A 15,099-nucleotide genomic window follows, 5' to 3' on the forward strand; every position below is an offset into this window, starting at 1 on the left:
AAATGCAACGGGTGCTGCGTCATCTCGTACATACGTATAGCTTTAGGTAATATGTGCCGACATTTGCCGAATCTGGAGAGTTGCAATGCGTGGTGATTTTTACAAACAGTTAGCCGGTGACCTGGATACCGCCCGCGCGGAAGGGTTGTTTAAAGAAGAACGTATTATCACGTCAGCCCAGCAGGCGGATATCACCGTGGGTGATGGCAGCCACGTGATCAACTTCTGCGCCAATAACTATCTTGGCCTGGCGAACCATCCGGCGCTGATTGCCGCCGCGAAAGCGGGTCTCGATAGCCACGGTTTTGGTATGGCGTCCGTGCGCTTTATTTGTGGCACTCAGGACTACCATAAAGTGCTGGAGCAGAAACTGGCGGAATTCCTCGGTATGGAAGACGCGATTCTCTACTCCTCCTGCTTTGACGCCAACGGCGGCCTGTTTGAAACGCTGCTGGGGCCGGAAGATGCGATTATCTCCGACGCCCTGAACCACGCCTCCATTATTGACGGCGTGCGCCTGTGTAAAGCAAAGCGCTTCCGCTATGCCAACAACGACATGCAGGAACTGGAAGCACGCCTGAAAGAGGCGCGTGACGCCGGGGCGCGCCATGTGCTGATCGCCACCGACGGCGTCTTCTCGATGGACGGCGTGATTGCCAACCTGAAAGGCGTCTGCGATCTTGCCGACAAGTACGATGCACTGGTGATGGTCGATGATTCCCACGCCGTCGGTTTTGTCGGTGAAAATGGCCGTGGCTCCCATGAATATTGCGACGTGATGGGCCGCGTGGACATCATCACCGGCACGCTGGGCAAAGCACTTGGCGGTGCATCCGGTGGTTACACCGCGGCGCGTAAAGAAGTGGTTGAGTGGCTGCGTCAGCGCTCCCGCCCGTATCTGTTCTCCAACTCGCTGGCCCCGGCGATTGTCTCGGCGTCTATCAAAGTGCTGGAAATGGTTGCTTCCGGCGCTGAACTGCGCGATCGCCTGTGGTCTAACGCCCGCCTGTTCCGTGAAAAAATGAGCGCCGCAGGGTTTACTCTGGCGGGTGCCGATCACGCCATTATCCCGGTGATGCTGGGCGATGCGGTTGTGGCGCAGGAGTTTGCCCGCTTGCTGCAAAAAGAGGGGATCTACGTGACCGGTTTCTTCTATCCGGTGGTGCCGAAAGGCCAGGCGCGCATTCGCACCCAGATGTCGGCGGCACACTCCCCTGAACAAATCGAACGTGCGGTGGAAGCCTTTATCCGCATTGGTAAACAACTGGGCGTGATTGCCTGAGGAAGCCAGATGAAAGCGTTGTCGAAACTGAAAGCGGAAGAGGGGATCTGGATGACCGACGTGCCGAAACCGGACGTGGGCCATAACGATCTGCTGATTAAAATCCGTAAAACGGCGATTTGCGGTACGGATGTGCACATTTATAACTGGGATGAATGGTCGCAGAAAACCATCCCGGTTCCGATGGTGGTCGGTCATGAATATGTCGGCGAAGTGGTCGGCATCGGTCAGGAAGTAAAAGGCTTTAAAATCGGCGATCGCGTCTCCGGTGAAGGCCATATCACCTGCGGTCACTGTCGTAACTGCCGTGGCGGCCGCACGCACCTGTGCCGCAACACCATTGGCGTGGGCGTGAATCGTCCGGGCTGCTTCGCGGAATATCTGGTGATCCCGGCGTTCAACGCCTTCAAAATTCCGGATAACATTTCCGATGATCTCGCCTCTATTTTTGACCCGTTTGGCAACGCGGTACACACGGCGCTCTCTTTCGACCTGGTCGGTGAAGATGTGCTGGTGTCCGGCGCAGGCCCGATTGGCGTGATGGCGGCGGCGGTCGCGAAACACGTCGGCGCGCGCAATGTTGTTATCACCGATGTGAATGAATACCGTCTCGATCTGGCGCGTAAAATGGGCGTCACCCGCGCGGTAAACGTCTCCAAAGAGAGCCTGACCGACGTGATGGCTGAACTCGGTATGACTGAAGGTTTTGATGTCGGCCTGGAAATGTCTGGCGCGCCAGCGGCCTTCCGCACCATGCTCGATACCATGAACCACGGCGGGCGTATCGCCATGCTGGGTATTCCGCCGTCTGATATGTCGATTGACTGGACCAAAGTCATCTTCAAGGGGCTGTTTATCAAAGGGATTTATGGCCGTGAAATGTTCGAAACCTGGTACAAGATGGCGGCACTCATTCAGTCTGGCCTGGATCTCACGCCGATTATCACCCACCATTTCGGCATTGATGATTTCCAGAAAGGCTTCGACGCGATGCGTTCCGGCCAGTCTGGTAAAGTCATTCTGAGCTGGGATTAAGGCTCATCGCCTCATGTCTCTTCAGGCATGAGGCGTATTTCCTGAAGTTAATCTTAAAAACGCCTGATATATGTAAATCTTTGTCATTGTCATAAATGTTTCGTATTCGGGCGTTAGTCTTATTTCATTACAAATCCCTCTGTTGCACGCTAATTCCTGTTTATAAAAATAAACTTCGCCGGATCGAAGGAATGACGCCGAAATATCTTTCGCCCTTAATTCATTCTTAAGGTGGGAAGGGTAAAACGTAACCTACACGTTAAGGTGATCAGGTAATGAAAAAGATGAATAGCCCAGGGACACTCAGTGTCATCATCCCACTCTATAACGCAGGCGATGCATTTAAAGCCTGTATGGAATCGCTGCTGGCGCAAACCTGGACGGCGCTGGAAATTATCATTGTGAATGACGGCTCTACGGATAATTCTGTCGATATCGCAACGTATTATGCCGAGAATTACCCACAGGTTCGTTTGGTACATCAGGCCAACGCCGGGGCGTCTGTTGCCCGAAATCGGGGGCTGGAGCTGGCACATGGTGAGTACATCGCGTTTGTGGATGCCGATGATATTACCTATCCGCAAATGTATGAAACGCTGATGACCATGGCGTTGCAGGATAATCTCGATGTCGCCCAGTGCAATGCCGACTGGTGTGAACGCGAGACGGGCAAAACCTGGCAATCCATCCCGCAGGAGCGCATTCGCTCAACCGGCGTGATGAGCGGCCCGGAGTGGTTGCGCTTGGCATTAGCCAGCCGTCGCTGGACGCACGTGGTCTGGATGGGCGTTTATCGTCATGAATTAATTAAACAATGTAATCTGAAATTTGTACCGGGATTACATCACCAGGATATTCTCTGGTCGACGGAATTTATGTATAACGCCACGCGCGCGCGATATACCGAAGAATCGCTATATAAATATTTTCTGCATGATGTTTCGGTGAGCCGTAAAAAACGTACCGGGCGTAAAAACCTTTCCTATCAACGGCATTACATTAAAATTACCCGCTTGCTGGATAAATTAAACCGAGATTATGCAGATAAAATTAAGATGCATCCTGAGTTTTATCAGCAAATAACCTATGAAGCATTACGGGTTTGTCATGCGGTGCGTAAAGAGCATGATGTGATTACACGTAAAATGATGATTGCCGAGATATTTGCGTCCGGAATGTATAAACGGATGGTGGCTAACGTACGTAGCCCGAAGATGGCGTATCAGGTGCTGCTTTGGTCGGTGCGTTTGTATAGCTGGCAGGATCGTGGTCTGGCGAGCCGCAGGCTGGCACGTAAAGCGCTTAGCCTGCGTTAATGTTTGGCAAGGTCTGTAGGCCCGGTAAGCGCAGCGCCACCGGGCATTTCCATAGGTTACGGCTTATCCCAACCCTGCCACTGTAAGCGCAGGTACTGCATCACGGTGCTGTTGCTGATGCTGTCCGCCATCACGGTAAAGAACTGGGTCGCGTAAACCGGTTCCGGTGCTTTCTTCGTTTTACACAGCTTCACGCCGCGGAACGGATTGCGCGGTGCGTCTGGCGTTGTGCCTTTCGGTGGCGTCAGATTGGGCGTGGAGGTGTCCACCTGTGGTTCGTTAAGCAGATCGCTCGGGCGCACCAGGGTGATATCCGACGGTAACGTGGGCAGCATCTGCTGCAGTACGCGCACGGTCGACGGATGCGGGTGGCCAATCGCAATCGCCGAACCGTTACGCCGCGCCAGCTCAACCGCCCGGTTAAACTGACGGCGGATATCAGCCTCGTTCTGCGTATCGTCGAGGAACACTTTGCGCTTAATTACCTTCACGCCCGTGCCGCTGGCGGCGCGCATCGCCTGGCTGTTGCCAATGGTCATGCTGTCGAGGAAATAGAGATTATAGCGGCTCAGCGCCTGCATCACTTTCTGCATGCCGAACAGGCTGGAGGTCATCGCGCTGCCCATGTGGTTGTTTAACCCCACGGCATACGGAACCTTGTTCACTGATTCGCGAATAATACGTTCGATTTCGTCGCTGCTCATTTCCGGGCGCAGCGTGTCTTTTTCCAACGGCTGTTTACTGAGCGGCGCCATCGGCAGATGGATGAGCACTTCATGCCCGCTGTTATGCGCTTTGGTGGCCATTTCATGGGCATGCGGCGCATTGGGGAGAACGGCGACGGAGACGGCTGACGGCATTGCCAGCACCTGATTTTCGTTGTGCGGGCGATAGCCAAAATCATCAATGACAATCGCCAGCTTCCCCGCAAAGACTGGCGCCGCTAAGGTGAGGGCGCCAAGAAGAAGGATCCTGCGAAATTGAAGCAAACTTATCTTCCCAACCACGGTAGTGGATTGACCGCCTGACCCTGGCGGCGAATTTCGAAATAGAGCGACGGTCGGCCCTGACCTCCGCTGTTACCAACCAGCGCAATCGGCTGTCCGGCGCGAACCTGCGTACCTACGCTGACCAGCGCACTCTGATTATAGCCGTAAAGACTCATATCGCCTTTCCCGTGTTCCACCACCACGACCAAACCGTAGCCCTGCAACCAGTCGGCCAGAATGACGCGGCCATCGGCGATAGCTTTTACTTCAGTGCCTTCCGAGGCGCTGATCACCATCCCTTTCCAGCGCAGTTCACCCTGCAACTGTTCGCCGTAACGGTGCAGCGTGGTACCGCGAACCGGCCAGTAGGCCTGACCGCGCGGTGCGCCGAGGCCACCGGTACGCGACATCAGCGAGCGTTCGCTTTCGGTCGGTTTGTAGGTTTTGCCTTTGCTGGTGGCTTCTTTCTGACGGTCGCGAACCGCATCGGCTTCACGGGCTTCACGTTCGGCGCGTGCTTTGGCCGCCGCCGCCGCGCGGGCGATGCTGTTACGCAGGCGGGATTCGTTCGCGCGCAGTTCGCTTAACTGCTGCTGGCCCTGCTGGATGGAAGACTCCAGCCCGGCGATGGTTTTTTGTCGTTCGCTGCGCGCCTGCTCAAGCTTCGCCTGCTGCGCTTTTTGTTCATACAGCAGGGTTTGCTGCTGGCTTTGTTTCTCTTCCAGCTCGGCTTTCTGCGCGGTGACCTGCTCGCGCGTCTGTTTCAGCTCGGCGATAGTCTCCTGGCGCGCCTGGTTGAGGTAGCCGAAGTAAGCCTGTAAGCGCTGGCCGCGCTGGCTCTCTTCACCGCTGAGAATGAGCTGAATACCGGTGTGTTCACCCTGGCGGAACGCGGCGTCGAGCTGAGCGGCAAGATTGCGCTCCTGGGTGGCGCGCTGCGCTTCCAGCTTCGCAATCGAGGCGTTCATTTCGTCGATTTGCTTATTGAGCTGCGTCAGTGTGGCTTGCGTTTCGCGAAGCTGACGCGCGGCGGCGGCGATGGCCTGATCCTGCGCTTTCAACTGGGCGAGCAGAGAGGAACGCTGCTGTTGTTGCTGGCGTACTGCGCGCTCTTTAGCGGCAATATCGGCCTGAATAGATTGCAGCTGTGTGCGATCGTCGGCGTGGGCAGATGACGCGCACAGCAATACGCCAGCGCTGAGTGCGCTGGCGTATAACGTGGACCGCAGCGTAACCGCGGCCCCTTTAAGTACAAAAATCGCCTTTCCCCTCATGGGGAGGGATTATTCCACGATGAACAGCGGCTTACCAGTCATCTCTTGCGGGATTTCCATGCCCATCAGCGTCAACATGGTAGGCGCGATATCGGAAAGCTTGCCGCCATCGACAGCTTTCAGATTTTTCTCGCCAACGTAGATCAGCGGAACCGGCAGGTTGGTATGCGCTGTATGCGCCTGGCCGGTAGCCGGATCACGCATCTGTTCAGCGTTACCGTGGTCTGCGGTGATCAGCAACTGGCCGCCAACGGATTCAACCGCTTTCGCAACCTGATCAACACAATTATCCAGTGCTTCAACGGCTTTGATTGCCGCATCCATCACGCCGGTGTGGCCGACCATGTCGCCGTTCGGGTAGTTACAGATGATGGTGTCGTATTTACCGCTCTTGATTGCTGCGACCAGTTTTTCGGTCAGCTCTTCGGAGCTCATTTCCGGCTGCAGATCGTAGGTGGCAACTTTCGGTGAGTTGATCAGGATGCGGTCTTCACCTTTGAACGGTTCTTCTACGCCGCCGTTAAAGAAGAAGGTGACGTGCGCGTATTTCTCGGTTTCGGAGATGCGCAGCTGGGTTTTATCGTTTTTCGCCATCCACTCGCCGAAGGTATTTGCCAGAGACGCCGGCGGGTAAGCGCACGGTGCTTTGATGTCGGCAGCGTATTCGGTCAGCTGGATGAAGTCGCCCAGTTTCACTTCTTTCTGACGTTTGAAACCGTCGAAATCAGCGTTTACGAACGCACGGGTGATTTCACGCGCACGGTCGGCACGGAAGTTCATGAAAATCAGCGCATCGCCATCTTCCATTGCGGCGTCGGCCTGGCCTGCGGCGCGAATAACGGTCGCTTTCACGAATTCATCGTTTTCATCACGCGCGTAGGCAGCCTGCAGGCCTTCTACTGCGGTGTCGAACTGGAACTCGCCTTTGGCCTGAGTCATCAGGTTGTAGGCTTGCTCAACGCGATCCCAACGGTTGTCGCGGTCCATGGCGTAGTAACGGCCAATGATGGACGCTACGCGGCCTTTGCCCAGCGCAGCAAATTTGTCTTCGAATTTTTTCAGTGAGCCTTCAGCGCTACGCGGCGGGGTGTCGCGGCCATCAAGGAAAGCGTGCAGGTAGATTTTTTCCGCACCGCGTTCAGCGGCCAGTTCAACCATCGCCAGGATGTGATCTTCGTGGCTGTGAACGCCGCCCGCAGAGAGCAGACCCATAATGTGCACGGCTTTGCCTGCTTTCGCGGCTTTATCGACTGCGCCGCACAGAACCGGGTTAGCAAAGAAGGTGCGTTCTTTAATTTCCACGTCGAGACGGGTCAGGTCCTGATACACGATACGGCCTGCGCCCAGGTTAACGTGACCGACTTCGGAGTTGCCCATCTGGCGATCCGGCAGGCCCACTTCCAGACCGGATGCGTCGATCAGGGTATGAGGACGTTTGGCCCACAGGGCGTCCATGACAGGGGTTTTTGCGCTGAAGATAGCGTTATCCTGGTGTTCTTCGCGATAGCCGTAGCCATCAAGGATTACCAGTACCATAGGTTTTTTAGAAACCGACATTGCGACAACCTCATGCTCGAAGGAGATAGAAAATTTTGCGTAATTTTACTACAGCTGAATCGATCAAACAGCCACTGAAGATCAAAAAAAGAGGAAGGATTAAGCCCTGAAACGGCGCTTTTGTGGCATTTTTTCCGGAGTACGCCGCAGAAAATGCATTACATCGCGCGGCCTGGCTGTATTTGCTCCACTGCACAGGTATACTCCTTCCCTGGTTTTTTAATCATTAAGTCGGGAGTCGTTACCCCCCATGCAAGAAATTATGCAATTTGTTAGCCGTCACCCTGTGCTGAGCATCGCATGGATAGCCTTACTGGTGGCCGTTCTGTTCACCACCTTTAAAGGTCTGGCGTCTAAAGTTAAAGTGATTACCCGTGGTGAAGCTACGCGTCTTATCAACAAAGAAGACGCGGTGGTTGTCGACCTGCGTCAGCGCGATGATTTCCGTAAAGGCCACATCGCAGGCTCTATCAACCTGCTGCCGGCGGAAGTGAAAGCCAACAACGTGGGTGAGTTAGACAAGCACAAGAATAAGCCGGTGATCGTCACCGACGCGTCTGGCATGCAGGCTCAGGAATCAGCAAACGCGCTGCTCAAAGCGGGCTTTGAACAGGTTTATGTGCTGAAAGAAGGTATTGCAGGCTGGAGCGGCGAAAATCTTCCTTTAGTTCGCGGTAAGTAAGGATAATTGTCATGGCTACTATCGAAATCTACACCAAAGCGACCTGCCCGTTTTGCCATCGCGCAAAAGCATTGCTGAGCAGCAAAGGCGTTACCTTCCAGGAGCTGCCGATCGATGGCGACGCGGAAAAACGCGAAGAGATGATTAAGCGCAGTGGCCGCACGACGGTTCCGCAGATTTTTATTGATGCACAGCACATTGGCGGCTGTGATGACTTGTATGCGCTTGATGCACGTGGTGGACTTGATCCCCTGCTGTAAGAGCGCATGTGCGTGAGCGTCACGCCGACACGTATCGGCCTGAAGAATAACGCGTATTTTAAGGACAACACGAAAGGGTTTTTACACATGTCTGAGCAAAACAACACTGAAATGAATTTCCAGATCCAGCGTATCTACACCAAGGACGTATCTTTCGAAGCGCCAAATGCGCCGCACGTTTTCCAGAAAGATTGGCAACCAGAGGTTAAACTTGATCTTGATACGGCTTCCAACCAACTGGCGGAAGGCGTGTTTGAAGTGGTGCTGCGTGTCACCGTAACGGCAACGCTGGGCGAAGAAACCGGCTTCCTGTGTGAAGTTCAGCAGGGCGGTATTTTCTCCATCGAAGGTATCGAAGGTACTCAGATGGCGCACTGCCTGGGTGCATACTGCCCGAACATTCTGTTCCCGTATGCGCGTGAATGCATCACCAGCCTGGTTTCCCGTGGGACTTTCCCGCAGCTGAACCTTGCGCCGGTTAACTTTGATGCGCTGTTCATGAACTACTTGCAGCAGCAGTCCGGCGAAGGTGCAGAACAACATCAGGATGCCTGATGAACGCACTTAATGCTTCAATGACTGTGATCGGTGCCGGCTCGTACGGCACCGCTCTTGCCATCACCCTGGCAAGAAACGGCCACCAGGTCGTACTCTGGGGCCACGATCCTGAACATATCGCGACCTTACAGCGTGATCGCTGCAACGTGGCGTTTCTTCCCGATGTTCCCTTCCCGGACTCTCTGCACCTCGAAAGCGATCTCGCGACGGCGCTGGCCGCCAGCCGTAATGTGCTGGTGGTTGTGCCGAGCCACGTCTTCGGTCTGGTGCTGCGCCAGATGAAACCGCTGATGCGCAGCGATGCGCGCGTGGTGTGGGCGACGAAAGGGCTGGAAGCAGAAACGGGGCGTCTGTTGCAGGACGTGGCGCGAGAAGCCCTTGGCGATGATATCCCGCTGGCGGTTATCTCCGGGCCGACGTTTGCCAAAGAGCTGGCGGCAGGCTTGCCGACCGCAATCTCCCTGGCGTCAACCGACCCGGTCTTTGCCGACGACTTGCAGCAACTGCTGCACTGCGGCAAAAGCTTCCGCGTTTACAGCAACCCTGATTTTATCGGCGTGCAGCTGGGCGGCGCGGTGAAAAACGTCATTGCCATTGGCGCGGGTATCTCCGACGGCATCGGTTTTGGCGCGAATGCCCGTACGGCGCTGATCACCCGTGGCCTGACTGAAATGTCACGTCTGGGTGCGGCGCTGGGCGCCGATCCGGTCACCTTTATGGGGATGGCGGGGCTGGGCGATCTGGTACTGACCTGTACCGACAACCAGTCGCGTAACCGTCGTTTTGGCATGGCACTCGGCCAGGGCGCAGACGTTCAGGATGCGCAGGATAAAATCGGCCAGGTGGTCGAAGGTTACCGTAATACCAAAGAAGTTCGCGAATTGGCGCACCGTGTGGGTGTCGAAATGCCAATAACCGAGGAAATTTATCAGGTATTATATTGCGGAAAAAGCGCGCGCGAGGCAGCATTGACGTTATTAGGTCGTGCTCGCAAGGACGAACGCAGCGGCAAGTAAATACAGGAAACCTTTGTCACCTCAAATGACCCGGCTGGCACAGAACTGGCCGGTCATTCATCATCGTCTGGAGTATGCAATGTCGTGTGAAGAACTGGAGATTGTCTGGAACAACATTAAAGCTGAAGCCCGGGCACTGGCCGATTGTGAGCCGATGCTGGCCAGCTTTTATCACGCGACGCTACTCAAGCATGAAAATCTCGGCAGCGCCCTCAGCTACATGTTAGCCAACAAACTGGCGTCGCCGATTATGCCTGCCATCGCCATTCGCGAAGTGGTGGAAGAAGCCTACGCGGCTGACCCGGAAATGATCGCCTCTGCGGCCTGCGATATTCAGGCGGTGCGCACGCGTGACCCGGCGGTAGATAAATACTCCACGCCGCTGCTTTATCTGAAAGGTTTTCACGCGTTGCAGGCTTATCGCATCGGCCACTGGCTGTGGTTGCAGGGGCGTCGCGCATTAGCGATTTTCCTGCAAAATCAGGTCTCTGTGACGTTCCAGGTCGATATCCATCCGGCTGCGAAGATTGGCCGTGGCATCATGCTCGACCACGCGACCGGCATTGTCGTGGGTGAAACGGCGGTGATTGAAAACGACGTCTCGATTCTGCAATCGGTCACCCTTGGCGGTACCGGAAAAACCAGCGGCGATCGTCACCCGAAAATCCGCGAAGGCGTAATGATTGGCGCGGGCGCGAAAATCCTCGGCAATATTGAAGTCGGGCGCGGCGCGAAAATTGGTGCAGGCTCTGTGGTTCTGCAACCCGTGCCGCCGCACACGACCGCCGCAGGCGTACCGGCGCGTATTGTCGGTAAGCCAGACAGCGATAAGCCGTCGATGGATATGGACCAGCACTTCAACGGCATTCACCATACGTTTGAGTATGGCGACGGGATTTAATTTAACCTCGTAAAATGGCGCCCGGATATCCCAGTTGGCGCCACGCTTCATACACCACCACCGACACCGCGTTAGACAAATTCATGCTGCGGCTGTCCGGCATCATGGGAATACGAATTTTTTGTTCCGGCGGCAGGGCATCCAGAATAGACGCTGGCAGGCCGCGCGTTTCCGGGCCAAACATCAGATAGTCGCCATCCTGGTAGCTCACGGCGCTGTGCGCAGGCGTGCCTTTGGTCGTCAGGGCAAACAGACGCTGGGGTTTCTCAGCCTCAAAAAACGCGTCGTAGTTTTGATAACGCGTGACAGCAGTAAATTCGTGATAATCCAGCCCCGCACGGCGCAGACGCTTATCGTCCCAGGTAAAACCCATCGGTTCGATGATGTGCAGACGAAAGCCGGTATTGGCGCAAAGGCGGATGATATTGCCGGTATTTGGCGGGATTTCTGGTTCGAATAAAACGATGTTAAGCATGCTGCCCCCTTAAGTGCGGGGGGCAGAATAGCAGATATTTACTTCACCCTCACGCGGCATCGCCACGCGCCAGTGGTGCCAGCGCCGCAGGCAAAGTTTTACCCAGTTCCTGCACCAATGAGTCGCGGCTGATTTCACTAATCGTTTTCGCACCGGTCAGCGTCATCGCCACCTTCATCTCTTTCTCAATCAGGCTCAGCAGATTCGCCACGCCCGCCTGACCCGCCGTTGCCAGCGCATAAAGATAGGCGCGGCCCAGCAGTACGGTATCTGCACCCAGGGCAATCATACGCACCACGTCCAGCCCGTTGCGAATGCCGCTATCCGCCAGAATCGCGATATCGCCTTTCACCGCATCGGCAATCGCAGGCAGTGCGCGGGCAGAAGAAAGCACGCCATCCAACTGGCGGCCACCGTGGTTGGAGACCACAATCCCATCCGCGCCAAAGCGTACCGCATCGCGCGCATCTTCCGGGTCGAGGATCCCTTTGATCACCATCGGGCCATCCCAGAATTCACGGATCCACTCCAGGTCTTTCCACGAAATCGACGGATCGAAGTTGTTCGCCAGCCAGCCGATGTAATCCTCCAGCCCGGTCGGTTTACCGAGGTAGGTGGAGATATTACCCAGATCGTGCGGACGCCCGTTGAGGCCGACATCCCATGCCCACTGCGGATGGGTTACCGCCTGCCAGTAGCGACGCATCGCGGCATTCGGGCCGCTCATGCCCGAGTGGGCATCACGATAACGCGCGCCCGGCGTCGGCATATCAACCGTAAACACCAGCGTGGAGCAACCCGCCGCCTTTGCGCGTTCCAGCGCGTTACGCATAAAGCCACGGTCGCGTAGCACGTACAGCTGGAACCACATCGGGCGCTTGATGGTTGGCGCGACCTCTTCAATGGGGCAAACGGAGACGGTAGAAAGCGTGAACGGAATACCGTGAGCATCCGCCGCTGCCGCTGCCTGCTTCTCGCCACGACGCGCGTACATGCCGCACAGGCCGACCGGGCCAAGCGCAACCGGCATTGAGAGTTTTTCTTTAAACAGCGTGGTTTCCAGGCTGAGGTCGGCCATGTTCTTCAGCACGCGCTGGCGCAAAGCGACCTGAGATAAATCTTCCACGTTGCGGCGCAGGGTGTATTCCGCATACGCGCCGCCATCGATGTAGTGGAACAGGAACGGTGGCAGAATGCGCTCGGCGGCGGCACGGTAGTCACTCGCGGCTGAAATAATCATGCTTTTTTCTCCCTGGAATTTTCAGCGTGGTCGTCGGGCAGGCGGGTGATGCGTGCCTGACGAGCCAGATCTTCATCAAAACGTTTGATGGTGGTGTGAACGAAACCTAAATGGGCCATCATCGCCTGGCGTGCGCCTTCGGCGTCACCAGCCACAATGGCATCAAGGATGGCCTGATGTTGTTCGGTCAGGCGGGCAAAGACCGGCGGTACCAGATACATGCGCTGGCGGCTCTGTTTGACTGAGGATTGCAGCAAATCGAAGAAACCACGCATGGTTTGCAGCAGCACGACGTTGTGCGAGGCTTCAGCAATCGCCAGATGAAAACGGACGTCGGCCTGCGAGGCGAGGTCCGGGTCTTCACTGAGCGTTGCTTCAAAGCAGAGGGCGATTTTCTCTTTGTCGGCATCCGTTGCGCGCATGGCGGCATGCCAGGCGGTGCTGCCCTCAATGGCGTGGCGCGCTTCCAGAATATCGAAGCTGTAATCCGGGTCATCGGCCAGCAGCGTTTTCAGCGGCTGAACGATGTTTTGCTCTGACCACGCTTCATGTGGCCAGCGCACAAACGTGCCGCCGCCGCGACGGCTGAGCAGCACGCCTTCACTGACCAGCGTTGCCAGCGCTTCGCGCAGAGAATTGCGCGACACGCCGAGCTGGGCTGCCAGCTGGCGCTCGGCGGGCAATTTCATGCCCGCTTCCAGCTGTTGTTCTTCAATCAGCGCCCGCACGCGAGAAGCAATCTCGTCGGACAGGCGTCTGGGCATCACTATCATGGGATCATCCAGGTTAAGACATAGGCCTGAAGCGTGGTGATTACGCCCACCATGCAGGTGAATATCAGGCTGTGTTTCACGGTAAAGCGGAACAGATCAGATTCTTTGCCGACCAGGCCCACCGCCGCACAGGCGATGGCGATGGACTGCGGCGAAATCATCTTGCCGGTGACGCCGCCGGTGGTATTGGCGGCAACCAGCAGCACGTCAGAGACGCCAATCTGCTGCGCGGCGGTAGCCTGCAATGCGGCAAACAGCGCGTTTGATGAAGTATCTGAACCGGTCAGGAATACGCCCAGCCAGCCAAGGAACGGTGAGAAGAAGGTAAACGCATGACCGGTATGCGCTAACGCCAGCGCCAGCGTTGAAGAGAGGCCGGAGTAGTTCGAGATAAACGCGAACGCCAGCACCATCCCGATGGAGTAAATCGGCAGCGCCAGTTCTTTCAGCGTGGTACCGAAAGTGCTGATGGCGTCTTTCGGCTTCATGCGCAGCCAGACGATAGAGAGCAGTGCGGCAAACAGAATCGCCGTACCGGTTGCCGACAGCCAGTCGAACTTATAGACCGCCGCGTAGGCCGTGGCTTCGCTCACTACAGGCGGCATACGGGCCACCAGTTTGTCGAGGAACGGAACCGGAATATTAATCACAAACTCGTACATCGCCCCACCCGGTGCGAACAGCGCTTTAAACGGCGGAATACTCCACAGCGTAACGGTGGCGGTCAGGAACAGGAACGGCGACCAGGCGCGAACAATCTGCCCGGCGGTGTAGTTGGTGCGCGCCAGCGTCTGATCGACCTGCGATGCGCCCATATCGCCAAAGCGGAAGATGCGTACCGGCTGCCAGCGTTTCAGGAACAGCGTCAGGCACACCAGGGAGACCAGCGAAGAGATAATGTCCGGCAGCTCCGGGCCAATAAAATTAGAGCTCAGGTACTGGGCAATGGCAAACGAACCACCCGCGACCATTACCGCAGGCCAGGTTTCTTTAATCCCGCGCCAGCCGTCCATAATTGCCATGATCCAGAACAGCACGATAATGGTCAGGAACGGCAACTGACGGCCAACCATCTGGCCAATCTCAAAGCTATCCAGACCGGTGACCTGCCCGGCGACCAGAATCGGAATCCCCATCGCGCCAAAGGCCACCGGCGCAGTGTTGACGATCAGGCACAGGCCTGCGGCATATAGCGGGTTAAAGCCCAACCCCACCAGCAGCGCGGCGGTAATCGCTACCGGCGCGCCAAAACCGGCAGCCCCTTCCAGGAAGGCGCCGAAGGAGAATCCGACGATCAGCATCTGCAAACGCTGGTCGGGCGTAATCGACAGTATTGATGATCGGATGATGTCGAACTGCCCGGTTTTCACCGAAATTTTGTAGACGAAAACGGCGGCGATGATGATCCACGCAATCGGCCACAGGCCGTAGAAGAAGCCATACACCACCGATGCCAGCGCGTTATCCACCGGCATTTTGTAGAACAGCAGGGCAACGGCGAGCGCGATGGCAACGGTCCAGCTGGCGGCGACGTAGCCTTTCAGCTTGAGCTTAATCAGCGCGAAGAAGAAAAAGAGAATGGGTAGCGATGCTATCAGGCTCGACAGCCAGATGTTATTGGCCGGGTCATAGTTTTGTTGCCAGAGGCTCATTGTGCAGGTCTCCTGGGGGCCCATAACCAGCTTCGCGGTGAGTCTGCGCTCATCTCGGCGTCACAGTTTATGTAAAAGTGGCCCTTCCA

15 protein-coding genes are annotated in these 15,099 nt (G+C 56.2%); 8 read left to right on the forward strand and 7 right to left on the reverse strand.

The features are described 5' to 3' along the window. Positions 1–85: 85 nt before the first annotated feature. The 3 genes from kbl (at position 86) to G163CM_RS18595 (ending at position 3,633) form a co-directional block, all read left to right on the forward strand. Entirely contained in the window at positions 86–1,282 is a 1,197-nt protein-coding gene (gene kbl / locus G163CM_RS18585; protein WP_231825917.1) for a glycine C-acetyltransferase, read from the forward strand. 9 nt (positions 1,283–1,291) lie between these two features. After that, positions 1,292–2,317: an L-threonine 3-dehydrogenase gene (tdh, locus tag G163CM_RS18590; protein WP_231825918.1), complete on the forward strand. Its 1,026-nt coding sequence runs from the start codon at positions 1,292–1,294 to the stop codon at positions 2,315–2,317. Positions 2,318–2,601: 284 nt separating this feature from the next. Then, complete coding sequence (locus G163CM_RS18595) at positions 2,602–3,633, forward strand: glycosyltransferase (RefSeq protein WP_231828397.1); 1,032 nt, start codon at positions 2,602–2,604, stop codon at positions 3,631–3,633. A 56-nt stretch (positions 3,634–3,689) separates the two neighbouring features. Here the strand turns inward: G163CM_RS18595 and G163CM_RS18600 are convergent, their stop codons facing one another. The 3 genes from G163CM_RS18600 to gpmM are packed head-to-tail and all read right to left on the reverse strand — an operon-like array spanning position 3,690 to position 7,453. Continuing rightward, on the reverse strand, positions 3,690–4,622 hold the full coding sequence (locus G163CM_RS18600) for a divergent polysaccharide deacetylase family protein (protein WP_231825919.1): 933 nt from the start codon (positions 4,620–4,622) through the stop codon (positions 3,690–3,692). A gap of 2 nt (positions 4,623–4,624) precedes the next feature. Continuing rightward, a complete protein-coding gene (gene envC / locus G163CM_RS18605; protein ID WP_015962488.1) occupies positions 4,625–5,896 on the reverse strand; it encodes a murein hydrolase activator EnvC in 1,272 nt (423 codons plus the stop codon). A gap of 9 nt (positions 5,897–5,905) precedes the next feature. Beyond that, on the reverse strand, positions 5,906–7,453 hold the full coding sequence (gpmM, locus tag G163CM_RS18610) for a 2,3-bisphosphoglycerate-independent phosphoglycerate mutase (protein WP_231825920.1): 1,548 nt from the start codon (positions 7,451–7,453) through the stop codon (positions 5,906–5,908). 250 nt (positions 7,454–7,703) lie between these two features. Here gpmM and G163CM_RS18615 point away from each other — a divergent pair, with 250 nt between their 5' ends. The 5 genes from G163CM_RS18615 to cysE all read left to right on the forward strand — a co-directional run bounded on the left by G163CM_RS18615 (position 7,704) and on the right by cysE (position 10,870). Further along, entirely contained in the window at positions 7,704–8,135 is a 432-nt protein-coding gene (locus G163CM_RS18615) for a rhodanese-like domain-containing protein (RefSeq protein ID WP_015962490.1), read from the forward strand. Positions 8,136–8,146: 11 nt separating this feature from the next. After that, positions 8,147–8,395, forward strand: coding sequence for a glutaredoxin 3 (grxC, locus tag G163CM_RS18620; RefSeq protein ID WP_015962491.1), 249 nt, complete (start codon positions 8,147–8,149; stop codon positions 8,393–8,395). An 87-nt stretch (positions 8,396–8,482) separates the two neighbouring features. After that, positions 8,483–8,950, forward strand: coding sequence for a protein-export chaperone SecB (secB, locus tag G163CM_RS18625; protein ID WP_041686358.1), 468 nt, complete (start codon positions 8,483–8,485; stop codon positions 8,948–8,950). Further along, complete coding sequence (gene gpsA / locus G163CM_RS18630) at positions 8,950–9,969, forward strand: NAD(P)H-dependent glycerol-3-phosphate dehydrogenase (protein ID WP_149463687.1); 1,020 nt, start codon at positions 8,950–8,952, stop codon at positions 9,967–9,969. Before secB ends, gpsA begins: the two co-directional genes overlap by 1 nt. 79 nt (positions 9,970–10,048) lie before the next feature. Beyond that, a complete protein-coding gene (gene cysE, locus G163CM_RS18635) occupies positions 10,049–10,870 on the forward strand; it encodes a serine O-acetyltransferase (RefSeq protein ID WP_015962494.1) in 822 nt (273 codons plus the stop codon). Between the two features lies 1 nt (position 10,871). Here cysE and trmL read toward each other — a convergent pair whose 3' ends face one another. Genes trmL through lldP form a run of 4 tightly spaced genes read right to left on the reverse strand, consistent with a single transcriptional unit; the run spans position 10,872 to position 15,010 of the window. Continuing rightward, positions 10,872–11,345 (reverse strand): tRNA (uridine(34)/cytosine(34)/5-carboxymethylaminomethyluridine(34)-2'-O)-methyltransferase TrmL, encoded by a 474-nt coding sequence (gene trmL / locus G163CM_RS18640; protein ID WP_015962495.1) that lies wholly within the window; start codon positions 11,343–11,345, stop codon positions 10,872–10,874. Positions 11,346–11,394: 49 nt separating this feature from the next. After that, the gene (gene lldD, locus G163CM_RS18645; protein WP_231825921.1) at positions 11,395–12,585 is read right to left on the reverse strand and encodes an FMN-dependent L-lactate dehydrogenase LldD; all 1,191 of its coding nucleotides are present in this window, start codon (positions 12,583–12,585) and stop codon (positions 11,395–11,397) included. Then, positions 12,582–13,358, reverse strand: coding sequence for a transcriptional regulator LldR (lldR, locus tag G163CM_RS18650; protein ID WP_231825922.1), 777 nt, complete (start codon positions 13,356–13,358; stop codon positions 12,582–12,584). Before lldR ends, lldD begins: the two co-directional genes overlap by 4 nt. Continuing rightward, positions 13,355–15,010: an L-lactate permease gene (lldP, locus tag G163CM_RS18655; RefSeq protein ID WP_015962498.1), complete on the reverse strand. Its 1,656-nt coding sequence runs from the start codon at positions 15,008–15,010 to the stop codon at positions 13,355–13,357. Before lldP ends, lldR begins: the two co-directional genes overlap by 4 nt. Positions 15,011–15,099 lie beyond the last annotated feature (89 nt).

Origin of the sequence: Pseudocitrobacter corydidari (assembly GCF_021172065.1) — a bacterium.
Taxonomy (GTDB): domain Bacteria; phylum Pseudomonadota; class Gammaproteobacteria; order Enterobacterales; family Enterobacteriaceae; genus Pseudocitrobacter; species Pseudocitrobacter corydidari.